The organism is Actinoplanes sp. SE50/110 (assembly GCF_900119315.1).
Taxonomy (GTDB): Bacteria; Actinomycetota; Actinomycetes; order Mycobacteriales; family Micromonosporaceae; genus Actinoplanes.
Genome location: NZ_LT827010.1, coordinates 6742413 through 6769363, shown reverse-complemented (window position 1 = coordinate 6769363; position 26951 = coordinate 6742413). Strand labels below are relative to the sequence as shown.

The window sequence follows — 26951 nt, the reverse complement described above, 5'->3', positions numbered from 1 at the left end:
CGCCGGGTCACCTTCTGTCCGTACATGGGGGATTCATGACAACGACCGAAGAAACCGCTGCGCGCGCGGCGCAGGGACCGCTGCGCCGATACGCCGTCCGCCCGCACGCCCGGGCCCGACTCGTCTGCCTGCCGCACGCGGGCGGGTCGGCCAGCCAGTTCCGCCGGTGGTCGGTGGACGCACCGTGGGATGTGGAGATCCTCGTGGCCCAGTATCCGGGTCGGGAGGACCGCTACGGCGAGCCGCCTCACGAGGCGATGTCCGCCCTGGTCGCCGAACTGCTCCCGGCAGTCGTGGCCGACCGCGGTTCACCCGCGCGCCGACCGACCGTCCTGTTCGGGCACAGCATGGGTGCCTCGGTGGCGTACGAGCTCGCGTGCCGGCTCACGGCTCTGGGTGACCCGCCGGCCGGGCTGGTCGTCTCCGGCCAGCCCGGACCCGGGCGCCTGCGCCGTACCAGCCTGCACACGGCCGGTGACGACGAGCTGATCGCGGATCTGACCCGGCTGCGGGGCACCGGCGAGGCCGTGCTGCGCGACCGGGCGCTGCTCGGTGCGCTGCTCCCGGCGATCCGCAGCGACTACCGGGTGATCGAGACCTATCGGCCACCGGTCCACCGCCCGCTCGGCATTCCGGTCACGGCGCTGCGCGCCGTCGACGACCCGGAGGCCGACGCGGACGAGGTCCAGGCCTGGCGTGCGGTCACCACCGGCAGTTTCCAGACGTACGTGCTGCCGGGCGATCACTTCACGCTGCTGGACCCCGGCGGCCCGGCGCTGGCCCGGGTCATGTCCGCCGTGCGCGCGGCGGTCGGTGCCACCGTGTCCCCAACCTTCGCGCCCTGATCGCACCGCACTGAACCCTCTCCTCCTCGGATCGACCCTGCACAGAGATGGACAGCCGCGTGCTCGAAAACTGTGTTCCCTGGCCCGACGAGATCACCGTCGCCTATCGGCAGGCGGGTTACTGGACCGACGAGGTCCTCGGTCGATGGCCGGCCGGTGACCCCGGCCGCGCCGGCCGCCCCGCCGTGGTGACCGCCGGGCGCACGATGACCTACGCCGAACTCGACCGGGCGGCCGACCGCCGCGCGGCCGGCCTGCTCGACCGCGGCATCGGACGTGCCGACCGGGTCGTCGTCCAGCTACCCAACGACGTCGACCTGGTCGTGTGCATCCTCGCGCTGCTGCGGATCGGCGCACTGCCGGTCTTCGCGCTGCCCGCACACCGCACCATGGAGATCGTCGACCTGGTCGAGGCGTCCGGCGCCCGGGCGTATCTGTGCGCCGACGTGCTCCTCGGTCACGACTTCCGGGCCATGGCGGCCGAGGTTGTGCGGCGGACCTCGACGCTCACCGAGGTCTTCGTGGCCGGTGCGCCCGGCGACTTCACCGCGCTCGCCGACGTCGACGCCGAGCCACGGCCGATCACCCCGCCGGCCCCCGGCGACGTGGCGATGTTCCTGCTCTCCGGCGGCACCACGGGCAAGCCCAAGCTGATCCCGCGCACCCATGCGGATTACGCGTACCAACTGCGCGCCAGCGCCGAGGTCTGCGGCGTGGGCCCGGACAGCCGGGTGCTGGCGGCGTTGCCCGTCGGACACAACTTCCCGCTGGGCTGCCCGGGCGTGCTCGGGGTGCTGCGCGCCGGCGGCGTGGCCGTGCTGGCGCCGTCGCCGGCGCCGGACGACTGCTTCCCGCTGATCGCGTCGGCGGGCGTGACCCTGACCGCCCTGGTGCCGCCGATGGTGCCGCTCTGGCTGGAAGCCGTCGAGTGGCTGCCGGACGACCTCTCCTCGCTGGAGGTGCTCCAGGTCGGCGGCGCGCGCCTGGATCCGGTGACGGCGGGCCGGGTCGTCGGCGGCCTCGGCTGCCGCCTGCAGCAGGTCTTCGGGATGGCCGAGGGGCTGCTCAACTTCACGCGCCTCGACGACCCGCCGGAGCTGGTGCTCACCACCCAGGGCCGCCCGCTCTCCCCGGCCGACGAGATCAGGATCGTCGCGCCGGACGGCACGGAGGTCGCCCCGGGCGAGCCCGGCGAGCTGCTCACCCGGGGGCCGTACACACTGCGCGGCTACTACCGGGCGCCCGAGGTCGACCGGGTCCGCTTCACCGAGGACGGGTTCTTCCGGACCGGCGACGTCGTCCGGGCCCGGCGCACCGGTCACCTGGAGGTGGTCGGACGGATCAACGACGTCGTCAACCGGGGCGGCGAGAAGGTGCCCGCGCAGGAGCTGGAGGAGCTGCTGACCACGCTGCCGGCGGTGGCCGGCGCCGCCGTCGTGGCCGTGCCCGACCCGGACATGGGCGAGCTGACCTGCGCCTGCATCGTCGCCCGGGAGTCGCAGGGCGCACCGGAGCTGCACGAGATCCGGGGCGCCCTGAGCGAGCGCGGGGTGGCCGCCTTCAAGCTGCCGGACCGCCTCGTCGTGCTGGACCGCTTGCCGCTCACCGCCGTCGGCAAGATCGACAAGAAGGCCCTCGCGGCGCGCGCCGCCGTGCAGACGACCGGAGGAGGAGCCCGATGACCAGGCACTATCGAACCGCGGTGATCGAGACGAGCGACGAGCCGATCGCCTGCGCCCTCGCAGTGGCCGACCTGTTCGACGACTACGTCGTCTACGAGGCGCCGGACGGCTGGTACGTCGCCGGCGGCTGGGCCGCCGAGGTCGTGGTCGGGCCGCGGACGGTGCGGTGCGTCCACGACGGACAGGTCACCGAGACGCCGTGGGACGACGACCCGCTCGTGCCGGTGCGCCGCTTCCTCGACGGGCTGCCCCTGGCCGGCTGGCGGGCGTACGGCTGGTGCGCCTTCGAGCTGGGCGCGGCGATCGCCGGCCTGGAGCCCCCGGAGGACGTGCTCGCCCACTTCCTGATCCCCACCGTCGAGACGCGGCTGCGGGGGACGCAGGCCACCGTGCGCGGCCTCACCGCCGAGGACCTCGCCCTGGTGGAGCGCCGGCTCACCACGCCGGTGCGCCGGGCCGGCCGGGCCGCCGGACGCGCCCGGGTCGACCTGGGCGCCGGCACCGCCGAGTACCAGGACGCCGTGGCCACCCTGGTCGGCGACATCCGGGCCGGAAAGCTGGAGAAGGCCGTGCTGTCCCGGGTGATCGGCGTGCCCGAGAAGATCGACTTCCCGGCGAGCTTCGAGGTCGGGCGCCGCCGCAACACGCCGGCCCGCTCGTTCCTGCTCGACATGCGCGGTCTGCAGGTCTTCGGCTTCAGTCCGGAGATCGTGCTGAGCGTCGATGCCGACGGCACGGTGGTGAGCCAGCCGCTGGCCGGCACCCGGGCGCTGTCCGGCGACGCCGAGACCGACGAGCGGCTGCGCCATCAACTGCGCACCGACCCCAAGGAGATCCACGAGCACGCGATCTCGGTCCGGGTCGCCGTCGAGGAGCTGCACGAGCCGTGCCGGCCGGACACCATCGCGGTGTCGGAGTTCATGGCGGTGAAGGAGCGCGGCTCGGTCCAGCACCTGGGCTCGCAGGTGACCGGCCGGCTGGCCGAGGGCCGGGACGCTTGGTCGGCTCTGGCCGCCGTGTTCCCCGCGGTCACCGCCTCGGGGGTGCCCAAGCAGGCCGCCTACGAGGCGATCAGTCGGCTCGAGGGCCAGCGGCGGGGGCCGTACGCGGGAGCGGTGGTGACCGTCGGCGCGGACGGGACCATGGACGCCGCTCTGGTGCTGCGCAGCGCGTACTCACGGGACGGGGTGACCTGGCTGCGGGCCGGCGCCGGCGTCGTCGGGCAGTCCCGGCCGGAACGTGAACTGGAGGAGACCCGCGAGAAACTCGGCTGCATCGCCGGTTATCTCGTGGTCAGCGAAGGCTGAGGCGGCTCGGCCGCATTTCGTCGTCAAGAGGTGATCGCAAGTGTCCACGGGGACGAACATCCACATCGAGTTGCTGGGGCCGGTCCGGGCCTGGCGCGACGGCCAGGCCGTGCACCTGGGCCCGCCGAAACAGCGTGCCGTGCTGGGGCTGCTGGCCAGCCGGGCGGGCGAGGTCGTCGGCGTCGAACAGATCGCCGACGCGGTCTGGGGATCCGACATCCCGCAGACCGCGGCCAACGGCGTGCACACCTACGTGGCGGGTCTGCGACGGGTGCTCGAGCCCAGCCGCAGCCGGCGGCAGACCGGCGAGGTGCTGGTCTCGGCGGTCGGCGGCTACTCGTTGCAGACCGACGCGCGGGCCGTCGACACCGCGCTCTTCACCCAGATGATCGGCGAGGCCCGCCAGCTGCGCGGCGGCGGCGACGTGACCGGGGCGGTGGAGACGTTCGAGGCCGCTCTCAAGCTGTGGCGCGGCGAGGCGTTCGGCGGCGTGCCCGGCCCGTTCGCCGCGCTGGAGCGCAGCCGGTTGCAGGACCTGCGCCTGACCGCGGCCGAGGACCACGCCGCGTGCCTGCTCGACGCGGGCCGCCACACCGAGGCGGTCGGCTGGCTGACCGAGGCGATCGGCGAGGACCCGCTGCGCGAACGGCTGCGGGGCTCCCTGATGATCAGCCTCTATCGGTCCGGCCGGCAGGCGCATGCGCTGCGGGTCTTCCGCGAGACCTGTGAGCTGCTGCGCGACGAGCTCGGCATCGACCCCAGCCCGGAGCTGCGTGAGCTGCACCGCCAGATCCTGGTCAGCGACCCGGCCCTGGGCGCCGCCGCCGCGCCGCCGAGCACCCCGGTCGCCGTGGTTCCACCGCTCCCGGCGGCGCCACCGGTGCAGTTGCCGGCCGTGCCGTCCGGGTTCGCCGGGCGCGACGAGGAACTGGCCCTGCTCAGCCGCGAGCTGCTGCGCGCGGACGGGGACGAGGGAGCGGTCCGGCTCGCCGTGGTCGACGGGCCACCCGGGGTGGGCAAGACCGCCTTCGCGCTGGAGCTGGCCAAGCGCATCGGCGGGTCCTTCCCGGACGGTCAGCTCTTCGTCGACCTGCGCGGCACCGACCCGGCCAGCGCGCCCGCCGGCCCGGCCGAGTGCCTGCTGTTCCTGCTGCGCAGTCTCGGCGTGCAGGACGCGCGCATCCCCGATGACCTGGTCGGGCGGATCGCGCACTACCAGAGCCTGGTGCACGCACGGCGTCTGCTGATCGTGCTGGACGACGCCCGCAGCGCCGACCAGGTCCGGCCCCTGCTTCCGCGCGGTTCGTCGTGCGTTCTGGTGACGAGCCGGGTCCGGCTCAGCGGCCTGGTCGCCCGCGACGGGGCGCACCGGGTGCCCATCCGGCCGCTCGATCCGGAGGTGTCGGCCGAACTGCTGGCGCACCTGGCCGGGCGGGAGCGGATGCGCCCGGACAGCCCGATCACCCGGCGCCTGGCGCACCTGTGCGGGCATCTTCCGCTCGCGCTGCGGCTGGCCGCCAACGCGTTCGCCACCGATCCCGGCCATCCCCCGGCCGAGCTGCTCGAACGTTACGTCGCCGAGCCCAGCCGGCTGGACCGGCTGGCCGTCGCCGACGATGCCTCGACCAGCCTGCGGGCGGCGCTGGACGTCTCCTTCCAGGCACTGCCGGACGACGCCGCCCGGATGCTGCGGAGTCTGGGCGCCGCCCGGCGCGAGACGATCACCGCCACCTTCGCCAGCGCGGTCACCGGCGCTCCCCGGCAGCAGGTGCAGCAGCAGCTGACCGTGCTGGCCGACAACCGGCTGATCGAGGAGGCCGGCCCGGGCGAGTACCGGCTCAACAACCTGGTGGCCCTCTACGCCCGGGAGTGTGCAGGCGATGCCGGCCGGGAGCGGGCGTCCTGAGCGGACGGTGCGGGAGGTACAGAGCGAAACCATAGGCCCTACAGACGTCGATGCCAGGCTGGTCAGGCCGGAACGGGACGTGCGCGAGAACGGGAGCGGCATACATGCGTGTCTTGCTGATGAGTGGGCTCGGCCCCGCCAACCTCAACTCGGGATACCTCTCCGGGTCGCTGCTGGAGGGGGACCGCGGCCCACGGGCGACGCAGGTGCTGCAGCGGGCCGGGCACCCCGACCTGGACGTGAACCAGCTGGCCTTCGAGAAGGGTGGGCGCCGGTACGCACTGCTGCGCCCCCGCCCCGACTCGGTGCCGCACCTGACCTCGGTCACCCTCACCTCGATCCTGGCCGCCAGCGGCCACGACTTCGTGCGGGTGCCGCTGGAGGAGGTGTGGACGTCGCAGGCCCGGCCACCTTCCGGTGACATCGACGTGGTGCTGCTCTCCTCGACCTTCATCTGGAACGAAGGGATCGTGGCCACCGCGCTGAAGTGGATCGCCACGCACGTGCCCGACACCCCGGTGGTGATGGGCGGCCAGTACACGAACCTGAAGTTCATGCCGGTGATGCGCGATCACCCCGAGGTGATCGCGGTGGTCCGCGGCGACGCCGAGGAGAGCCTGCCCCGGGTGCTCGACGCCCTGCAGGCCGCAGCCACGCTCGACGGCATCCCCAACGTGGTCTGGCGCGACGGGCCCCGGATCCAGATCAATCCCCTCGCGTACGTCGACATGGAGCTCTTTCCGTCCCCGACGGTGAGCGGCTCGGCGCCGATCGTCCCCTACGAGTCGATGCGCGGTTGTCCGTTCGACTGCAAGTTCTGCTCGTTCCCGGCCGCGTCGCCGAAGTGGCGGTACAAGTCGGCCGAGAAGATCGTGCACGACTGGACGGCGTACGCCGCGCACAACGACGCCAAGATGATCTCGGCGATGGACTCGACCTTCACGGTCCCGCCGACACGCCTGCGTCGCCTGCTGGAGTTGCTGCCCGGCGCCGAGACGCCGCCGTGGGAGGGCTTCAGCCGGGCCAACACCATCAACTCGCCCGAGCTGGTGGAGAACCTGGCCCGGTCGCGGTGCCGGCAACTGCACATCGGCTTCGAGTCGATGAACGACGAGACGCTCAAACGGATGAGCAAGCGGGTGAGCGTACGGCAGAACCGGCGGGCCGGTGAGTTGCTGAGCCGCAGCGACGTCGGCTATTACGTCTTCTTCATCGTCGGCTACCCGGGGGAGACCCCCGAGGCGTTCGCCGACACCAGCGACTTCCTGGTCGACGAGTACGTCGGTCACTTCGCGCTCAGCAGGTTCTCGATCACCGACGAGACGATGCCGCTCTGGCAGGACCGCGACGAGCTGCGCATCGTCTCCGACGACCCGACCGATCCGACCGCCGCGTGGTCCCACGTCGGCATGGACAGCGCCGAGGCGTCCCGGTTGCAGAAGGAGACCCTCGACCGGGTGCGCCACGGCAGCGAGACGGCCGTGCTGCACCTGTGGCAGCACTCCTTCCAGCACTGGCTCATGCCGCACCGGGACCGTTTGACCAACATCCGGGTCGAGAAGTGCGTGGAACGGATGGCGATGGCACCGGTCGACTATCCCGACGTCGCCCAGGCGGCGAAGGTCGTCAACGACGAACTCGGCAAACTGCGCGACCTCGGCATCGAACGGACCGACGATTCCCGGACGCTGTGCCGGGACGCGATATAGCGGAAAAGAACCACGCGCGGGCGCCGGATGCCACCGGCGCCCGCTCTTTTTTGCCGCATCGAGGCACCCCAGAAACCGTCCAGAAGGCCTCCAGAGAGACGACAGCGGAAGCGACCAAGATGAAGACGTACGTGGATCGAAGGCGGAATCCGCGCCCGGTCTGTTCGCCATCAGGAAGGTCGGTCTCGATGTCCTCCCAGCTATTCGGAGTCCCCGACGAATTCGACGTCATCGTCATCGGCGGTGGGCCGGCCGGTGCGACCACGGCCGGTCTGCTCGCCCAGCGGGGGCACAGCGTCCTGGTCCTCGATCGCGAGCGGTTCCCGCGCTACCACGTCGGGGAGTCGCTGATCCCCGCCTTCATGCGCCCGATGAAGGAGCTCGGGCTGACCGAGCGGATGGACGCCCGCGGCTTCGAGCGCAAGTACGGCGGCACCCTCATCTGGGGCAACGAGCAGGTGCCGTGGCAGTTCTCGTTCATCGAGGGCGGGTACGAGTACGCCTACCACACCCGTCGCGCCGACCTGGACGCGCTGATCCTCGACCGGGCCCGTGAGCTGGGCGCCTGCGTCGTCGAGGACGCCACGGTCCGCGAGACGATCGATGTCGACGGCCGGGTCACCGGCGTCCGCTACGCGCTGCGTGGCGGCGACGGCCTCGTCGAGGCCCGGGCCCGGCTGGTCGTCGACGCCTCCGGGCAGGCCCGGGTGATCGGCCGCCGGCAGACCGGCGTGAAGTGGCACGACGAACTGCGCAACGTCGCCGTCTGGACCTACTTCGACAACTGCGAGCGGCTGCCCGGCGACGAGTACACCAACATCCTCATCGAGGGCCTCGACGAGGGATGGTTCTGGGGGATCCCGATCGACAAGGGCACGATCAGCGTCGGCTACGTGACGCGCGCGTCCATGGCCGGCGAGGGCGACCAGAAGCTCGAGCAGATCTTCCGCGAGCAGGTCGAGCGCACCACCAAGCTGAAGAAGATGCTCGCGCCCGGGCGGCGCTCGGCCGGATTCCGGACGGCCCGGGACTGGTCCTATCACAGCGACCGTTTCTACGGCGACGGATGGGTTCTCGTCGGTGACGCGGCAGCCTTCGTCGACCCGCTGTTCTCGACCGGTGTCGCCCTGGCCACGCTGGCCGGCAGCACCCTCGCGAAAATCGTCGACCAGATCATCGAGCACCCGGAGATCGAGGAGAAGGCACTGGACCGGTACGCCACCGCGTACTCGAATTTCTTCGACGAGATCCGGACATTCGTCGAGCGGTTCTACGACCGTACGAAATATAAGGAGTTTTATCACAGCCTGGCGCAGGAAATGGTTGATCCGGAGCAGAAGAACAAGCCGTCGCAGGACTTCGTCACGCTGATCTCCGGAATGAGCGGCAAACACGCGATGTTCCACATCGACCTCAGCGACCTGATCGCCGCGGACGACGGGCGATGAGCAGCACCCAGGTGCAGCTGCTCTTCGTCGACCTGGCCCTCATCCTGCTCCTCGCCCAGGGGTTGGGGCGGCTCGCCGTCCTGGTGCGCCAGCCGCCGGTGATCGGCGAGATCGTCGCGGGCATCCTGCTCGGCCCCACCCTGCTGCACGGCCGGCTGTCCGCCACGCTCTTCCCCGGCGGCGTCCGGCCACTGCTGGGCGCGATGGCTGCCCTGGGTGTGCTGCTGTTCATGTTCGGCGTCGGGGTGGAGGTCGAGCACCACGTCCTGCGCGGCCGGGGACGGGCCACCGCGCTGTGCGCCCTGGGCTCGATGCTCGTGCCGTTCCTGCTCGGCGCCGGACTCGCCGGGACACTGCTGTCCGGCCACCGCACGGCGAGCCCGACCGGATACGTGCTCTTCGTCGGTTTGGCCGTTTCGGTGACCGCCTTCCCGGTGCTGGCCCGCATCCTCAGCGACCGCGGGCTCGCGACGACCGCGGTCGGCGGGGTGGCACTGGCCGTGGCCGCGCTCGTCGACGTGATCGCCTGGGCCGCGCTGGCCGGCGTGCAGGCGTTCACCGGCGGTCCCGGACAGCACTGGCGGGTGGCGCTGATCCTGCCCTTCGCCGCGTTCCTGGCGTTCGTGGTGCGCCCGCTGGCCCGCCGCTGGCTGCTGTCCGCCCGGGCCGGCGCCGACCCGGGGGAGCCGTCGCCGCTGCGCTTCGGCGTGGTGGTGATCGGGGCGCTGCTCAGCGGCGCGGCGACCGAGGTGATGGGCCTGCACTATCTCTTCGGCGCCTTCATGTTCGGGCTGGTCATGCCCCGTGAGGGGGCCCGTGGGCTGCGCGACGGTCTGTTGCGTCAGGTCGGGCGGGTCACCGCGCTGCTGCTGCCGGTCTACTTCGTCGTGGCCGGCCTGCAGGTCGACCTGAGCCACCTGGGCGTCACCGCGTTCCTCGAACTGGGCGCGATCCTGGTCGTGGCGATCGCCGGCAAGTTCGCCGGCGCCTACCTCGGCGCCCGCACGCAGGGCCTGGCCGCCCGGCCGTCGGCGGCGCTGGCGGTCCTGATGAACACCCGAGGCCTCACCGAGCTCATCATCCTGGGCGTCGGGCTCCAGCTCGGCCTGCTCGACGGCGGCCTCTACTCGCTGATGGTGGTCATGGCATTGGTCACCACCGCGATGACCGGACCACTGCTGGCCCTGGTCTACCGCAAGCCCGTCGAGATCACCGTCCCGGCCCCGGCCGCGTCCCCCGCGCTGTCCGGCGCGGCCGGCCGCGCCGGCTGACCGCCCGCCCGTCCCCGACCGGAGGAACGTACCGATGAATCAGCACATCGCCGGCAAGCGAGACACCTACGACGTCGCCATCCTGGGCGCCGGCATGGCCGGCGGCATGCTCGCCGCAGTGCTCGCCCGCCACGGCGTACGGGTCCTGTTGCTCGACGCCGGCGTCCACCCCCGCTTCGCCGTGGGGGAGTCGACCATCCCGTACACCTCCGGCATGACCCGGCTGATCGCGCAGCGCTACGACGTCCCCGAGCTCAAGGCACTGTCCAGCTTCAAGGGCATCCGCACCAGGGTCTCGCGCTCCTGCGGCCAGAAGCAGAACTTCGGCTTCGTCTACCACCGGGAGGGACAGGCACAGGATCCGGGACAGATCAACCAGCTGGTGGTCCCGTCGGCGATCCGGACCGAGACGCACCTGTTCCGGCAGGACGTCGACGCCTACCTGTTCCACCTGGCGGTGGCCAAGGGGGCCGTCCCGCGACTGGGCACCAGGATCGAGAACATCGAGATCGACCCGGACAGCGGGGCGGTGCTGCGCAGCACGACCGGCGAGGAGTTCCGGGCCGCTTACGTCGTCGACGGCAGCGGCTTCCGGTCCCCGCTGGCCGACGCGTTCAGCCTGCGGGAGACGCCGACCCGGGCGCGCACCCACAGCCGGACGATCTTCACCCACATGGTCGGGGTCACGCCGTTCGACGACGCGCCGGCGGCCCGGCACCACAAGAACCCGAACCCGTGGCACCACGGCACCCTGCACCACGTCTTCGACGGCGGGTGGCTCTGGGTGATCCCGTTCGACAACCACCCCAGCTCGCTCAACCCGCTCTGCAGCGTCGGTTTGACGCTCGACCCGCGGATCCATCCCCAGGACGGCCGGTCCGGGCAGCAGGAGTTCGACGACTTCCTGGCCCGGTTCCCGCAGATCGCCCACCAGTTCCGCGGAGCGTCCGCCGCGCGGCCCTGGGTGAGCACCGGACGACTGCAGTACTCGGCCAAGCAGGTGGTCGGCGACCGGTTCTGCCTGACCTCGCACGCCGCCGGCTTCATCGACGCCCTCTACTCCCGCGGCCTGACCAACACGATGGAACTGGTCAACGCCCTGGCCTGGCGCCTGATCGCCGCCGCCCGCGACGGCGACTGGTCGACCGAGCGCTTCGCCTACCTGGAGGCGCTGCAGCAGGGGCTGTTCGACTTCCACGACGACCTGGTGTACGCCTCGTTCGTCGGGTTCGGCGACTACGAGTTGTGGAACGCCGTCAACCGCACCTGGATGCTCGGCACGATGCTCGGCAACGTCATGCTCGAGGACGCGTACTACCGCTTCCTGCGCACCGGCGACGACGCGGTCTTCCTCGACCTGGAGAACAGCGCCCGCCCCGGCTCGCCGCTGCCGGTCAGCGACGGCTTCAACCGGATGGGCGTGCTGGCCCGCGAGCTGTGCGAGTCCGTCGAGGCCGGCACCACCAAGCCGGGTGATGCCGCCGCCGCGATCCTCGGCCACATCGGCGGCGCCGACTTCATCGCGCCCTCCTTCGCCTTCGGCGAGCGCGACACCCGCTGCTTCAACATGACGCCCGCCAAGATGGCGCGCAACGCGGTGTGGTGCCGCCGGGAGGCCCCGCCCGAGATCGGCCCTCGAATGATCAACGCCAGCAAGGGTCTCGTGCGGATGCGGCTGCGCGGCGGCGAGTGATCTCCCGCCCCAGCCGACCAGAGGAGAGGAGGAGCGGCATGGAGACACATCACCACATGGACGAGACCCCGCTTGCCGTGGTGGGCATGGCCGGCCGGTTTCCCGGCGCCGCCGACATCGACGGCCTGTGGAAGCTGCTGATCGACGGCGCCGACGCCATCGGCCCGGTCCCGGCCCGGCGCTGGGACGCGGGCGCCGTGCTCGACCCGGAACGGGCGATCCAGGGCGTCGGCGGCTTCATCGACGGCGTGGAGGAGTTCGACGCCGGGTTCTTCGGTGTCTCTCCGCGCGAGGCGGCCGCGATCGACCCGCAGCAGCGCCTGCTGCTGGAGACGGCCTGGCGCACCCTCGAGGACGCCGGCATCCCGGCGGCCGGTCTCGCCGGATCCCGAACCGGTGTCTACGTCGGCGCCTCCTGGCACGACTACGAGCTGGTCCGTGGGCGCAGCGCCGCACCGGCCACGCCGCACAGCCTGGTCGGCAACGCGCTGGACGTGATCGCCGCCCGGGTGTCCTACTTCCTCAAACTGCGCGGCCCGAGCATGACCGTCGAGACCGGCTGCTCATCGTCGCTGGTGGCGCTGCACCTGGCCGGGCAGGCCCTGCGCTCGGGGGAGATCGGCGCGGCGCTGGTCGCCGGGGTCAACCTCATCCTCGACCCGCACGTCACGGTCGGCCTGACCCACTTCGGGGCGCTCTCGCCGGACGGGCGCTGCGCCACGTTCTCCGACGAGGCCAACGGTTTCGTCCGGGGCGAGGGGGTCGCCGCGCTCTGTCTCAAGACTCTCGACCGGGCGCTGGCCGACGGCGACCGGATCCACGGGGTCATCGCGCGGACCGTGGTGAACAACGACGGCGGCGGGGAGAGTCTGGTCACTCCCAGCCCGGACGGGCAGGAGGACCTCATCCGCTCGGCGTACGGCCCGCCGGGCGAGCCCACCGGTCCGGCGCCCTTCTACATCGAGGCACACGGCACCGGCACCGACCGGGGCGACCCGATCGAGGTCACCACGCTCGGCCGGCTGCTCGGCCGTCCCGGTGACGAACCCCTGCACGTCGGATCGATCAAGACGAACATCGGCCACCTCGAGGCCTGCGCCGGCCTGGCCGGGCTGATCAAGCTGCTGCTCGTGCTGCGGCACCGGGTCGTGCCGCCGAGCCTCAACTCGGCGCGCCTCAACCCGGCCATCCCGTTCACCGACCTGGGCGTGCGGGTGGTGCGTGAACCGGTGCCGGTGCCGGCCGGCCCCGTCCGGCTGGGCGTGAGCTCGTTCGGCTGGGGCGGAACCAATGCCCACGTGGTGGTGCAGGACCCACCGGTGGGCGGGCCGGAGGCCGGGCGGGACGGGGCTTCGACCGGACTTCCCCCGGTGACCATGCTGTCCGCCAAGGACTGGCCGTCGCTGACCCGCCGGGCCGCTGACCTGGCCGCCGCCGTACCCGCCGCCGCCGACCGGGTGCCCGGGCTGGCGGGCACCCTGGCCTGGCGACGCGACCACTTCGGGGTGCGGGCCGCGGTGGTCGGATCTCGGCCGCAGGAGCTGCGCCGGCTGCTCGACGCGCTGGCCGGCCGGGCCGAGGACGCCCAGGACGACCCCGGTCTGGTCACCGGCCGCGCGGTCGAGACCGGCCGGGTCGCGTTCGTCTACCCCGGCCAGGGCGCGCAGTGGGCGGGGATGGGCCGCGAGCTGTACCGCGACAGCCCGGTGTTCCGGGACGTGATCGACCGGTGCGCCGTGGCCCTGCGCCCGCACCTCGACGAGGACCTGCTGGACGTGTTCGCCGCCGGCGGCGACGACCGCTGGATGGACCGCCTCGACCGGCTGCAGCCCGTCCTCTGGGCGACCGCACTCGGCCTGACCGCGCTGTGGCGTGCCTGCGGCGTGGAACCCGACGTGGTGATCGGCCACAGCCAGGGCGAGGTGGTGGCGGCCACCGTCACCGGCGCGCTCAGCCTCGACGACGCCGCCCTGGTGGTGGCCCGGCGCAGCCGGATCGCCGCCCGCACCAGCGGTCGCGGCCGGATGCTCATGGTCGACCTCGACGTCGACTCGGCGTACGCCGCGCTGGAGGGTTTCGAGGACACCGTCGCGCTGGCCGCGCACAACGGACCGACCTCGTGCGTGCTCTCCGGCGACGCCGACTCGGTGCTGATCCTCAAGGAACTGCTGGAGGCCGAGGGCACGTACTGCCGCCTGGTCAACGTCGACTACGCCTCGCACAGCCCGCAGATGGACGCGCTGCGCCCCGATCTGCTCGACGCGCTGAGCGCCGTCCGGCCCCGGCCGGGCCGTCCCGCGATGATGTCCACGGTGCGCCGGGCGCTGGTGTCCGGCACCGAGTTGGACGCCGCCTACTGGGTGGACAACCTGCGCCGTCCGGTGATGTTCGCGGACGCGATCGGCGACCTGCTCGACGACGGCGTCACGCACATCGTCGAGATCAGCCCGCACCCGATCCTGGTCACCCCGATCAAGCGGGTCTCGGCACGGCGCGCGCACGCCCCGGCCGTCCTGGCGACCCTGCGGCGCGGTCAGGGCACTGTCGGAGACTTCGCGACGGCCGCCGCGGCCGCCTACGTCGCCGGCCTGGAGCCGTTCGGCGGCCTGCCGCGCGAGGGTGTGGCCGCCGCCCCCGGATATCCGCTGCGGCCGGAGCCGTACTGGCCGGTGGAGGCCCCCGGCGCCTGGTCCGGCACCCAGGGCTTCGCCGCCCGGCTGCGCCCGGCACCGGACGACCCGGGCAGCTGGACCGCCACCTTCACGCTCTCCTGCGCCGGGGTGCCGTGGCTGGCCGAGCACCAGGTGCACGGTGTGCCGGTCCTGCCGGGCGCGGCCGTGCTGACGGCCCTGCTGTCCTGCGCACGGCAGCGGTGGCGGGCGGCCCCGGGGCTGATCACCGGGCTGCGGCTCACCGGCGCGGTGGCTCTCGGCGAGGCCCCGGTCGGGCTGGCCGCCCACTGGCGCGACACCGCCCGGGGCGCCACCGTCCGGCTGCTCGCGCTGCCCGAGGCGGCCACGACGTGGGAGGAGAAGGCGACCGCTCGTGTCGTCCGCGCTCAGCAGCCCCGCCTGGCGCCGGCCTTCCCCGACGATCTCGCCGCCCGGCTCACCCATGACGCCGACGACTTCTACCGCCTCTGGCACGGGCGCGGCCTGCAGTACGGGCCGGCTCTGCGCGGCATCCGGCGCCTGGCCGCCGGCGACGGGCGGGCGCTGGGCGAGATCGTGCTCGCCGAGCGGCTGCGCGCGGCCCCGTCCCACGGCGCCCCGCATCCGGCCCTGATCGACGCCGCACTGCAGGTGGCACTGGCCGCCTGTGAGCCGGCCGGCGACACCGCCGTGGTGCCGGTCGCGCTGGGCACGGTCGAGATTCTGCGGGCGCCCGAGGACACCACGGTCACGCTCTGGTCGTACGCCGAGCGCCGCGGTCCCGCCGATGCCGACGTGATCGTCTTCGACGAGGCCCGGCACCCGCTGATGGTGCTGCGCGGCCTGCGGTTCGAGCCCCTGGCCGAGCACGGCGCGAGCGCGGACGACGCGTTGCGCTACCACCTCGCCTGGACCGAGCCGGTCGAGCCGGACCCCGTGCCCGTCCCCGGCCGATGGGCGCTCTGCACCCCGCCGGCCGGGTCCGGTGACGCGCTGGCCGAGGCGATGGCGGAGCTGGGCGCCGAAGTCGTGCCTCACCGGTCGGGCGACACCGTGCCCGACGGCCTGGATGGCGTCGTCTTCCTCGCGCCGTCCGCGTCCGCCGACTGCGAAACCCAGGAACGTGGGCTCAGCGCGCTGGCCGGCCTCGCCACCGCCGGCACCGCCGCCGGGACCACGCCGCGCCTCGCGGTGATCACGGCCGGCGCACAGGCCGTGACGGCCGACGACGTCGTGAACCCCTGCGCCGCGCTCTACTGGGGCTTCACCCGGGTGCTGCGCCGCGAGCACGGCGAGCTCGGCGCGCGCCTGATCGACGTCGACGCGGCCGGTCCGGAGTGGGCCGCCCGGGCCGCCGCCGAGGTGCTCGGAGCCTCCGCCGAGGACCAGGTCGCCCTCCGCGGGCGACGGCGTCTCGTGGCCCGGCTCCGCCCCGGGCCGGGTGCGCCGCCCGTGCTGCCCCCGCCGGTCACCCCGCCGCAGCCGTTCCGCGGCGCGGTGACCGACGCGGGGCAGCTGATCTGGGTGCCGGACCGCGTGCGTCGCTGCGGCCCCGGCGAAGTGAGTGTCGCGGTGACCGCCGCGGCCGTCGACGAGCATGACGAGGCCCGGCTGCGCGGTGCCGCCACCGGTGACGGGGACACCAGCCTCGGCACCTCCTGTGCCGGCATGGTCACCGCGGTCGGACCGGACATCACCGGCATCGCGGTGGGCGACCGGGTCGTCGCCTGCACTCCGGGCGCGCTGGCCGCCGAGGTCACCGTCCGGGCCGATCACACCCGGCCGGCGCCTCCGGCGCTGAGCGACGCCGAGGCGGCCGCCCTGCCGCTGGTACTCACCACCGCCTGGCACGCCCTGGTCCGCCTGGGTGGGGTGGAGACCGGCGACACCGTGCTGATCCACGCGGGCACCGACGGCACCGCCCTGGCCGGCGTCGCGCTGGCCCGCCTGCGGGGCGCCCGGGTGCTGGCCACCGCGGGTGACACGACCGCGGGGGAACTGGCCGAGTCGGCCGGCGCCGCGCTCGTGGTCGACACCCGCGACCCGGACTGGACACGGACGGTGCTGTCCGCCACCGGTGGCCGCGGCGTCGACATGGTGCTGCACCCGCAGGCCAACCCGGACGTGGAGATCGAGGACAGCCTGACCGTGCTCGGCGTCGAGGGCCGCGTCGTGGTGCTGGGCGCCGACCCGGTCCGGGTGCACCCACCGGACCTGCTGCGTCCCGGCGTGGGGCTCAGCGTCTGCGACGTCCGGCAACTGCTCGGCCGGCACCCGCACCGCTTCGCCCGCACGCTCGAACTGGTGTGGGATCTGGTGGCGGCCGGCCGGGTGCCGGCCCTGCCGGTGCGGACCATGACGTACGGCCAAGCGGCCCGGGCGGCGCCGGACCGGAACCGCCGCGGCGCGCAGCGGCTGGCGCTGACCGACCCGGCCACCGCCACCGAGGTGACCCCGGTGCCCCGCCCCGACGGTCAGTTCCGGGCCGACGGCGCCTACCTGATCACCGGTGGGCTCGGCGCGCTCGGCCTGTCGCTGGCCGAGCATCTCGCCGACCGGGGAGCGGGCGCCTTGGTGCTGCTCGGCCGCTCCGGCCCGGACCCCACCGCGGAGCTGCGGGTCAAGGCGATGCGCGCCCAGAACGTCCAGGTCGAGGTCGTCGCCGGCGACGTCGCCGACAGGGACGCGCTCGGCGCGGCGCTGGCCGGCGTCCGGGACCGGATCCCCCCGCTGCGCGGCGTCGTGCACGCGGCCGGCGTCCTCGCCGACGCCACCGTGGCCAGCCTCACCGACCGGCACCTGCACACCGCCGTCGGCGTGAAACTCGGCGGAGCCCGGCACCTCGACGCGCTCACCCGCAACGACCCGCTCGACTTCTTCGTCCTCTTCAGCTCCGTGGCCGGGCTGCTGGGCAACCCGGGCCAGGCCGCCTACAGCGCGGCCAACGCCGCCCTCGACGCGTTCGCCGAGGCCCGGCGCCGGGCCGGCCGGGCGACCACGAGCATCCAGTGGGGGCCGTTCGCCGGCATCGGGCTGGCCGCGGCCGAGCGGGGACGCGGCGACCGGTTGGCCAGCCGGGGGATGGGCGGCATCGAGCCGGAGGCGGCGTGGGCGCTGCTGACCGCGGCGCTCGACGAGGACCGGCCGGTCACCGCCTATGTCGACCTGGACCTGCGGCGCTGGTTCGACGCGAACCCCGAGACGGCGGCCCTGCCCAGCTGGCGCACCCTGCTCGAGCTCTCGCGCCGGGACGGCGGCCCGGCGGTCGCCGACGGCGACTTCCTGGCCCGCCTGCACGCGGCGGAGGGTGCGGACCGGCTGCGGGTGGCCGAGATCAAGGTGCGCGAGCTGACCGGCCGGGTGCTGCGGCTGGACCCGGCGGCCATCGAGGCCGACGCCGGTTTCAAGTCCCTCGGCCTGGACTCCCTGCTCAGCCTGGAACTGCGCAACCGACTGGAGTCGATCTTCGGCCTGCGGCTGTCACCGACCGTGCTCTGGGCCCACAGCTCGGCCCGCGCCCTGGCCGGCGCACTCTGCGAGCGCCTGACCCCCCACGGAGGACCGACGTGACATCCGAGACCGAATCCGCCGACCGGGGCCCGCTGCGCCGGGCCATGGCCACGATCCGTACGTTGCAGAGCCGCCTCGCCGCCCAGGACGAGAACCGGCCCGTGGCGATCGTCGGCGCCGGCCTGCGGCTGCCGGGCGGGATCACGAGCCTGGCCGGCTACTGGGACGCGCTCGCCGCGGGCCGCGACCTGGTCGCTCCGATGCCGGCGGCCCGGCAGGCCCGGTTCGCCGCCGACTGGGCGACGCTGCCGCGGCGCGGCGCCTTCCTCGACGACGTCCTCGGCTTCGACGCCGCCTTCTTCGGCCTGAGCCCGCGGGAGGCCCGGCACCTCGACCCGCAGCACCGGCTGTTGATGGAGGTCGCCTGGGAGGCGCTGGAGGACGCGGCGCTGCCCGCCGACCGACTCGGCAGCCGCTCGGCCGGTCTCTTCCTGGGCATCATGTGGCAGGACTACCGCGACTGGCAGGCCGGCGAGCCGGACGCCTTCTGGACGACCGGCAACGGGCACAACTTCGCGGCCGGGCGGATCGCCTACACCCTGGGTCTGACCGGGCCCACCCTGGCCGTCGACACGGCCTGCTCCTCCTCGCTGGTCGCCCTGCACCTGGCCGTGCAGGCACTGCGCCGGGGCGAGTGCGAGGTGGCCCTGGCCGGTGGGGTGAACCTCATCCTGTCGCCGCGGTCGACGCGGCTGGTCGTCGAGACGCGCTCGCTGGCGCCGGACGGCCGCTGCAAGAGCTTCGACGCCGCCGCGAACGGCTTCACCCGCGGTGAGGGCTGCGGCGTGGTGGTCCTCAAGTCGCTCGACGCGGCGCGCCGTGACGGCGACCGCATCCATGCGGTGATCCACGGATCGGCGGTCAACCAGGACGGCCGGTCGGGTGGCTTCACCGTGCCCAACGTCCTGTCGCAGGTGCGGCTGATCGAGGACGCCCTCGCCGACGCGCGGCTCACCGCGGCCGACATCGGGTTCGTCGAGACGCACGGCACCGGCACCGCGCTCGGCGACCCGATCGAGGTGGAGGCGCTGGCCGCCGCGCTCGGGCGCCGCAACGGCGGCGCGCCGCTGCCGGTCGGGGCGGGCAAGACGAACCTGGGACACCTGGAGTCGGCGGCCGGCGTCGCCGGGCTGCTCAAGGCGGTGCTCAGCCTCCGGCATCGGCAGGTCCCGCCGGTCGTGCACTTCCGCACCCTCAACCCACGGATCGACCTCGACGGCACCGGTATCGTCGTGCCGGCGCGGCTCACCGAGTGGGCACCCGGGGCGGGCCGCTACGCAGGGGTCAGCTCGTTCGGCATGAGCGGCACCAACGCGCACGTCGTGCTGGGCGCCGCGGAGCCGTCCGGCCCGCCACCGGACGACGCCCCGGCCCCGGCCGGGTTCGAGATCTCGGCCCGGACCGAGCCGGCGCTGCGCGAGCTCGCCGCCCGGTACGCCGCCCGGCTGGCCACACTGCCCGCCGCCGACTTCCCGGCCCTCGCGTCCACCACCGCGACCGGTCGCAGCCGGCTGGCCGAGCGTGCCTGGATCGCCGCGGCCGAGCCCGCCGCGGCGGCCGCCGCCCTGCGCGAGCTGGCCGAGGGGTGGGCGACGCCGCAGGTCGTACGGCTCGGTCCGACCGACCCGGCCCCGGAACCACCGCCCGTCGTCCGCCGGGTCGTCGACCTGCCGAACTACCCGTGGCAGCGCAAACGCTACGAGCCGGAGCAGCGGGAGCAGCCGGTCGAGCCGGCGCCGCTGTTCACCCTCGACTGGCGCCCGGCGGCTCCGGCCGGCCCGTCGACCCGGCGGGACCCGCTCGTGGTGGCCGGCGACGACACCCGGCTGCTCGAGCTGATCGTGCGCGAGGCGGCCGCGGCCGACCTGACCGGGACCGTGCTCGGCCCGCTCGCCGGGCCGGTGCCGCCCGGCTGGGACATCGGCGACCTGCCGGCCGACCGGGACGGCTGGAGCGCCTTCTGGTCGGCGCGGACCGGCCGGGCCACCGTGCTCCTGGTGCCCGCCGCCACGCCGCTCGCGCAGGCCACGTCGACCGGGGCGGCCCGCTGCGCGGCGATCGTGGCGGCCGTCGGCGCGGCGGCCGACCGGCGCGGCGGCCGGACCCACCTGGTCACCCGGGCGGCCCGGCGGACCGGGGACGACGACCGTCCCGAGGCCACCGACCACGGCCTGCTGCACGGCCTGGCGCCGACCCTGGGCCTGGAGTACCCGGACGGTTGGGGTGGGGTGGTGGACCTGCCGGCCGATCCGCGGCCCACCGACGTCCGCCCGATGCTCGACCTGATCACCGCCGATGACCCGCCGGAGCTGACCGCCGTCCGCGCCGGCGTGGTGCTCGCCGCGCGGCTGACCCCGGCACGGCCCGGCGCGGGGCTGCCGGAGTTGCATCCGGACGCCACCTACCTGGTCACCGGCGGCCTCGGCGCGGTGGGCCGCCACCTGACCGCGGAGCTGGTCGCCCGCGGTGCCCGCCATCTGCTGATCATCGGCCGGCGGCCCCGCGCGGCGCTGCCCGACCCGGCCACCGGTTTCCTCGCCGAACTGGCCGCTCAGGGAGTCGACGTCCACTATCGCGGCGACGGCTGCGACACCGCCGTGGACCTGGCCGCGGCCTGCGCTCCCCTCGCCGGGCTGCCGCCCGTGCGGGGCATCCTGCACCTGGCCGGCACCGTGACCAGCGCCGCCCCCGCAGATCTGGACCCGGCCGCGTTCGCCGCGGCCGCCGCGGCCAAGGCCGGCGGTGCCTGGCTGCTGCACCGGGCCGCCGTCGACTGGCCGCTCGACTTCTTCGTGCTGGTTTCCTCGGTCTCGGCGCTCTGGGGCTCCAAGGGGCACGCCGCCTACGCCGCCGCGAACGGCGCGCTCGACCTGCTCGCCGCGTACCGGCGCGGGCAGGGACTCCCGGCGACCAGCGTGGCGTACGGGCCGTGGGCCCTCGACGGGGAGGGCATGGCGGACCGGGCGACCCGGGAGCGCGCCGAGCGCACCGGCATCGGCGCGATGGGCGCGGCCGAAGCCCGTTCGGCCCTGGCCGTGGCGGTGCCCGGCGCCGCGGGACACGTGATCGCCTGTCGCGCCGACCTGGTTCGCCTCGGCCGCGTCCTGCCCCGGTTGCGCGCCGGCCTGCTGGCCGGCCACGCCGAACCGGTCACCGGGACGGCCGCCGGACCGGTCAGCGGGACGACCGCCGGACCGGTCGCGCCGCCGGCGCCCGTCGATGCCGCCACGGTGCGCGACACGGTCGCCCACCTGCTCGCCGTGCAACTCGGCTACGACGGTGCCGCCGACATCCGACCCGACATGGGCTTCGCCGACCTCGGCCTCGACTCGATCAACGCGGTCGACCTGGCCGAGCGGCTCACCGCCCGGCTGGGCCGGGCCGTGCCGGTCACCGCGCTCTTCGACCACCCCAGCGTGGCCGAGCTGACCGCGTACCTGACCGGCGCCGGCCGCCCGGCCGCCCCCGCGCCGCCGGCCCGCCCGTGGTCGGCTGAGACACCGGCCGCCCCCGCGCCGCCGGCCCGCCCGTGGTCGGCTGAGACACCGGCCGCCCCCGCGCCGCCGGCCCGCCCGTGGTCGGCTGAGACATCGGCCGCCCCCGCGCCGCCGGCCCGCCCGCGGCCGGCCGAGACACCGGCGGCCGCCGACCCGACCCGGGTCCGGCCGTCGCCCGGCGGCGAGCCGATCGCGATCGTCGGCATGGCCTGCCGCTTCCCGCAGGCGGACTCGGCCGGGGAGCTCTGGGAACTGCTGGACGCCGGGATCGACGCGGTCGGCCCGGCGCCCGCGGACCGCTGGGGCAGCGGGATCCTGCGCGGCGGGCGGGTCACCACCGACCAGGGCGGCTACCTGCGTGGCATCGACCTGTTCGACGCCGGCTTCTTCGACGTGCCGGCCCGTGAGGCGCGCAGCATGGACCCGCAGCAGCGGCTGCTGATGGAGACGGCGTGGCACGCGCTGGAGGACGCCGGCATCGCCCCGTCGGCGCTGCGCGGAACCGCGACCGGGGTGTTCGTCGGGATCAGCTACGCCGACTACGCCCGGCTGTTGGCCCGGGGCGGCGCCGACGACGTCGACGCCTACTACGGGACCGGGACCGCGCTCAACGCGACGGCCGGGCGGCTCGCGTACGCCCTGGGACTACACGGACCGGCGCTGGCCGTGGACACGGCCTGCTCCTCCTCACTGGTGGCCGCGCACCTGGCGGTGCGCGCCCTGCGCGCCGGGGAAGCCGACGCGGCCCTGGTCGGCGGGGTCAACATCCTGCTCGACCCGATGTCGTCGGTGGCGGTGAGCCAGGCCCACATGCTGGCGCCGGACGGCCGGTGCCGGACCTTCGACGCCGACGCCGACGGCTTCGTCCGCGCCGAGGGGTGCGGTGTGCTGGTACTCAAACGCCTCGCCGACGCCCGCCGCGACGGTGACGACGTGCTCGCGGTGATCCGCGGCAGCGCGGTCAACTCCGACGGTGCCTCGTCCGGCCTCACCGTGCCCAACGGCAGCGCCCAGGAGCGGCTGCTCACCGCGGCGCTGGCCGACGCCGGGCTGCCCGGCCACGCCGTGTCCTACCTGGAGGCGCACGGCACCGGCACCCGGCTCGGCGACCCCATCGAGGTGGCCGCGGCCTGGCGTGCGCTCGGTCCCGGCCGGGACACCGGCGAGCCGCTGCTGGTCGGGTCGGTCAAGAGCAACATCGGGCACTGCGAGTCGGCGGCCGGGCTCGCCGGGATCGTCAAGGTGCTGCTCGCGCTGCGCCACGGCCGGATCCCGGCGAACCTGCACTTCCGTACGCCCAATCCGCACGTGGACTGGGCCGGGACGAATGTCCGGGTGGTGGCGGCCGGAACCCCGTGGCCGCGTGGCCCGGTTCCCCGGGTGGCCGGTGTCTCCGGCTTCGGCTTCACCGGGACGAACGCCCACCTGGTGCTGGCCGACCCCGATCAGCCCTCGGTGACACCACCGACCCGACCCGGCTCGGCACACCTGGTGACCGTGTCGGCGCCCGACCCGGACGGCCTGGCCCGGGTGACCGCGGCCTGGCACGACCGGCTCACCGGCGCGGCCGACGGCGACCTCGCCGCGCTGGCCGCGGTGAGCGGGCGCGGCCGCACCCACTTCCGGTACCGGCGGTCCGCGGTCGGGCGTACCGGCGCCGATCTGGCCAGGGAGCTGACCGCCGCCGGACCGGTGTACGGCGCGGCGCAACCGCCGCGGGTCGCGTTCCTCTTCACCGGCCAGGGCAGCCAGTACTTCGGCATGGGACGCGACCTGTACGAGACGGAGCCGGCTTTCCGCGAGGTGTTCGACCGGTGCGACGACCTGATGCGGCCGCGGCTGGGCACGAGCCTGACCGAGCTGGTCTTCACCGGGGAGGACGCGGCCGCGCTGCACCAGACGAGGGTCACCCAACCGGCGCTGGTCGCCCTGGCGCTGTCTCTGGTGGCGACCTGGCGCAGTTGGGGCGTGGAGCCGGCGACCGTCCTCGGGCACAGCGTCGGGGAGATCGCGGCGGCGGTCTGCGCCGGCATCCTCGACCTGCCTGCCGCCTGCGAGTTCGTGGTCCGGCGGGCGGAGCTGATGCAGAGCACCGGGCCCGGGCGGATGCTGTCGGTGCCGGCGCCGGAGAAGCTGGTCGAGGAGTGGATCCGGGACACCGGCCTGGATCTGGCCGCGGTCAACGGGCCGGAGGCGACGGTGGTCGCCGGGCCGGCCGACGCGATCGAGGCCCTGGCCGCGCGCCTGAGCGCCGAGAACGTACGGCACCGGCCACTGGCCACCTCGCACGCCTTCCACTCCCGGCTGATGGATCCGATCCTGGACCGGCTGCGCGGCGAGCTGGCCGGGCTGCGCACGGCCCCCGAGACGATTCCGCTGGTGGCCAACCTGACCGGGCAGACCGGGACCACCCTCGACGCCGAGTACTGGTGCGAGCAGGTCCGCCGGCCGGTGCGCTTCCACGACGGCCTGGTACGCCTGGGCGAAATCGGCGCCGACGTGCTGCTGGAGATCGGCCCCGACCGTACGCTCACCAACCTCGCCGGTGCCGCCGGGCTGGTACCGGCCGGTGGGGCCGTGTCCTCGCTGCGCCGGGGGATACCGGCACGCACGGCCATGCTGACCGCCGCGGCCGCGCTGTACCGGGCCGGGCAGCGGCTGGACTTCGACCGCGTGCACCCGACCCGCCCGGGACGGGTGGACACCCCGCGCTATCCGTTCGCCCGCACGTCGTACTGGGTGCGGCCGCAACCGGTCGCCGCCACGACACCGGACGCCTCGGCCGGCCCGGCGTGGGGAACCGAACTGCGCTCGCCGGCGCTGCCGGGGCGCGTGTTCGCGAGCCATCGCAGTACCACCTACCCGGCCCATCTGACCGACCACCGGCTCTTCGGCACGGTCTCCGTACCGGGCGCATCCCAGCTGGCCACGGTCCTGTCCGCGCTCTCCGGTGGCCGCGACACCGTCCGGCTGCAGGACGTGCACTTCCCCCGGGCGCTGGTGCTGCACGAGGGCGAGCGCTACGAGCAGCAGGTGATCGAGTCAGCGGGGCCGGACGGTCGCCGGGTCACCGTGCAGAGTCTGGTCCACGAGGAGACCGGCCGCTGGCAGGAGCATCTGGTCGCGCGGCTGCCGGCCGAGCCGCCCGCGACCGGCGCCGACGACGGCCCCCGGGCCGACCACCTGCGTCACCGGGCTGACCGGGAGCTGACCGGTGAACGGTTCTACCGGCACCTGCACCTGCTCGGCTACCACCTCGGCCCGTCGTTCCGCTGGATCGACCACATCTGGATCGCCGGTGACCAGGCGCTGGTCCGCCTGACCCGCCCGGTCGAGACACGGGAGGATCCGGGTGGGTACGCGGTGCACCCGGGACTGCTCGACAGCTGCCTGCAGAGTGCTGTCTGCTTCGCCGTCGACGGCGAGCCGGACGGCGAGCCGGACAGCGAGCCGGACAGCGGGGGCGCGGGGTTGGCCATCCCCTTCTCGGTGTCGCGCCTGGCCTGGCACGAACGCCCGGCCGCCGACGCGGAGCTGTGGGCCCACGTGCGGGTTCGGCGCGACGCCGATGGTGCCGGGCTGCTGCGGGTGGGCTCGGCCGACATCCGCCTGACCGGTCCGGATGGGCGGACGAGCGTGCTGATCGAGGACTTCCGGTTCCGGTACGCGCCGCGCGCGCTCGTGGAGGCGTCGCTGAGCGCCCGGGCGGAGGTGCGGCGCGTCGACTGGACGCCGGTCGTCGATGACGGCGAACGGCCGGGCAGCGTGACGGTGCTCGGTTCGCCGCCGATCGAGACCGCGTTGCGGGAGGCCGGTCTGCGACTCACCGGCCTCGACGCCGACGTGCTGGTCGACGCCCGGTTCACCGCCGATCGGCCGGCCCCCGCGCAGATCGCCGCCGAGGTGACCCGGATCCTCCGGACGCTGCCGGCGGATCGCGGCTACGCCTTCGTCGGCCCGCCCGGACCGGACGGCCGCCCCGTCGTGGAGGCGATCTCCGGGCTGTTGGCCGGCCTGCGGGCCGAGCAGCCGGACCGGCGGGTGCGCGTCGTCGAGCCCCGCGAAGGCTGGCGCCCGGAGCACCTCGCGGCCGCGCTGACCGCGGCGATCCCGGAGGACGGCGTACTGCTCGCCGCCGGCCCGGACGGCCTGCGCGCCCGGCATCTGACCGGCCTGCGGCCGCCGGCGTCACCACCGGTCTGGGACACGGCCGGGTCGGCGCTGATCACCGGCGGCCTCGGCGCGCTCGGCCTGAGCGTGGCCTCGTTCCTCGTCGCGCGCGGCGTCCGGCACCTCACCCTGATGGCCCGGTCCGGGCCCGACGAGCCGGCCCGTCAGGTCCTCGCCGACCTGGCCACCGCCGGCGCGACCGTCCAGGTCCTCACCGGCGACGTCACCGACCCGGCGGACTGCCGCACGGCGGTCGAGCAGGCCGGCCGGGACGCGCCCGTACGCTTCGTCCTGCACCTGGCCGGTACCACCGACGACCGGGCCTTCGACGGGCTGACGCCGGACTCGTTCGACTCCGTCTTCGCGGCCAAGGTCACCGGGGCGGTCCAGCTCGCCGCCGCGGTCGGCACCCGGCCGCTCACCGCGTTCGTCCTGTTCTCGTCGGCGTCGGCGGTGCTCGGATCGGCCGGTCAGGCCAACTACGCCGCCGCGAACGGGTACCTGGACGGGCTGGCCACGGTGCTGCGCGGAGCCGGCGTTCCGGCGACCAGCGTCGGCTGGGGGCCGTGGAGCACCCGCTACCGTGACGGGCTCGCCGACACCCCCGCGGTACGCCGGGCGATGAGCGTCCGTGGGCTCCGCGCCCTCACCGATGAGCAGGCCTGGCCGGTGCTCGACGCGGTGCTGGCCGGCGGCCCCGATCGGCTGGTCGTCGTGGCCGGGGGCGCCGAGCCGGCCGTCCCACCGTCCCCGGCGCCACCGGCCGCGGCGACCGACCGTGGCTGGCTGCGCGACCGGCTCGGCGACCCGGCCGGGCTGCGGGCCGCGATCGGGCGGATGGTGGGCGAGGTGCTCGGCGACCCGGGGCCGGTCGACCCCGGCCTCGGGTTCATGGACCTCGGCCTCGACTCGATCATGACGGTCGACCTGCAGCGGCGTCTCTCGCACGCGCTCGGCCGGGACCTCCCGGTGACCGTGGCGCTCGACCACCCCACGGTCGACCGGCTGGCCGCCCACATCGAACCCGCGGTGGCCGGGGAGGCCACCGAGCCGGCGGACGACCTCAATCGGCTCGACCGGGACGACCTCGATCCGCTCGACCGGGACGACCTCGATCCGCTCGACCGGGACGACCTCGGCGAGATGTCCCTCGACGACCTCGTCCGCGCGGTCCGCGCCGACGTCGCGACGGAAGGGTGAGC

General features: G+C 74.4%; 10 protein-coding genes. All 10 read left to right on the top strand.

Annotation, left to right across the window (positions count from 1 at the left end; all coding sequences use genetic code 11):
• The first annotated feature begins 35 nt into the window (after positions 1–35).
• The 10 genes from ACSP50_RS30270 to ACSP50_RS30225 all read left to right on the top strand — a co-directional run bounded on the left by ACSP50_RS30270 (position 36) and on the right by ACSP50_RS30225 (position 26949).
• Positions 36–845, top strand: a complete 810-nt coding sequence (locus tag ACSP50_RS30270; RefSeq protein WP_014693110.1) for a thioesterase II family protein — start codon at positions 36–38, stop codon at positions 843–845.
• 47 nt (positions 846–892) lie between these two features.
• A complete protein-coding gene (locus tag ACSP50_RS30265) occupies positions 893–2527 on the top strand; it encodes a (2,3-dihydroxybenzoyl)adenylate synthase (RefSeq protein WP_014693109.1) in 1635 nt (544 codons plus the stop codon).
• Positions 2524–3834: a salicylate synthase gene (locus tag ACSP50_RS30260; protein ID WP_014693108.1), complete on the top strand. Its 1311-nt coding sequence runs from the start codon at positions 2524–2526 to the stop codon at positions 3832–3834. The genes ACSP50_RS30265 and ACSP50_RS30260 overlap by 4 nt, the downstream gene beginning before the upstream one ends.
• A 40-nt stretch (positions 3835–3874) precedes the next feature.
• On the top strand, positions 3875–5740 hold the full coding sequence (locus ACSP50_RS30255; protein ID WP_014693107.1) for an AfsR/SARP family transcriptional regulator: 1866 nt from the start codon (positions 3875–3877) through the stop codon (positions 5738–5740).
• Positions 5741–5844: 104 nt separating this feature from the next.
• Positions 5845–7449 (top strand): radical SAM protein, encoded by a 1605-nt coding sequence (locus ACSP50_RS30250; protein WP_014693106.1) that lies wholly within the window; start codon positions 5845–5847, stop codon positions 7447–7449.
• A 188-nt stretch (positions 7450–7637) separates the two neighbouring features.
• A complete protein-coding gene (locus tag ACSP50_RS30245; RefSeq protein ID WP_014693105.1) occupies positions 7638–8897 on the top strand; it encodes an NAD(P)/FAD-dependent oxidoreductase in 1260 nt (419 codons plus the stop codon).
• A complete protein-coding gene (locus tag ACSP50_RS30240; protein WP_014693104.1) occupies positions 8894–10168 on the top strand; it encodes a cation:proton antiporter in 1275 nt (424 codons plus the stop codon). The genes ACSP50_RS30245 and ACSP50_RS30240 overlap by 4 nt, the downstream gene beginning before the upstream one ends.
• Before the next feature lie 34 nt (positions 10169–10202).
• Entirely contained in the window at positions 10203–11861 is a 1659-nt protein-coding gene (locus ACSP50_RS30235; protein WP_014693103.1) for an NAD(P)/FAD-dependent oxidoreductase, read from the top strand.
• Positions 11862–11899: 38 nt separating this feature from the next.
• Entirely contained in the window at positions 11900–18082 is a 6183-nt protein-coding gene (locus tag ACSP50_RS30230; RefSeq protein WP_014693102.1) for a type I polyketide synthase, read from the top strand.
• Complete coding sequence (locus tag ACSP50_RS30225) at positions 18079–26949, top strand: type I polyketide synthase (RefSeq protein ID WP_080128078.1); 8871 nt, start codon at positions 18079–18081, stop codon at positions 26947–26949. The genes ACSP50_RS30230 and ACSP50_RS30225 overlap by 4 nt, the downstream gene beginning before the upstream one ends.
• Positions 26950–26951 lie beyond the last annotated feature (2 nt).

Coding starts and splice junctions, on each gene's coding strand:
- ACSP50_RS30235 (WP_014693103.1), top strand. CDS start 10,203: ATGAATCAGCACATCGCCGGCAAGCGAGACACCTACGACGTCGCCATC.
- ACSP50_RS30270 (WP_014693110.1), top strand. CDS start 36: ATGACAACGACCGAAGAAACCGCTGCGCGCGCGGCGCAGGGACCGCTG.
- ACSP50_RS30265 (WP_014693109.1), top strand. CDS start 893: ATGGACAGCCGCGTGCTCGAAAACTGTGTTCCCTGGCCCGACGAGATC.
- ACSP50_RS30240 (WP_014693104.1), top strand. CDS start 8,894: ATGAGCAGCACCCAGGTGCAGCTGCTCTTCGTCGACCTGGCCCTCATC.
- ACSP50_RS30260 (WP_014693108.1), top strand. CDS start 2,524: ATGACCAGGCACTATCGAACCGCGGTGATCGAGACGAGCGACGAGCCG.
- ACSP50_RS30250 (WP_014693106.1), top strand. CDS start 5,845: ATGCGTGTCTTGCTGATGAGTGGGCTCGGCCCCGCCAACCTCAACTCG.
- ACSP50_RS30230 (WP_014693102.1), top strand. CDS start 11,900: ATGGAGACACATCACCACATGGACGAGACCCCGCTTGCCGTGGTGGGC.
- ACSP50_RS30245 (WP_014693105.1), top strand. CDS start 7,638: ATGTCCTCCCAGCTATTCGGAGTCCCCGACGAATTCGACGTCATCGTC.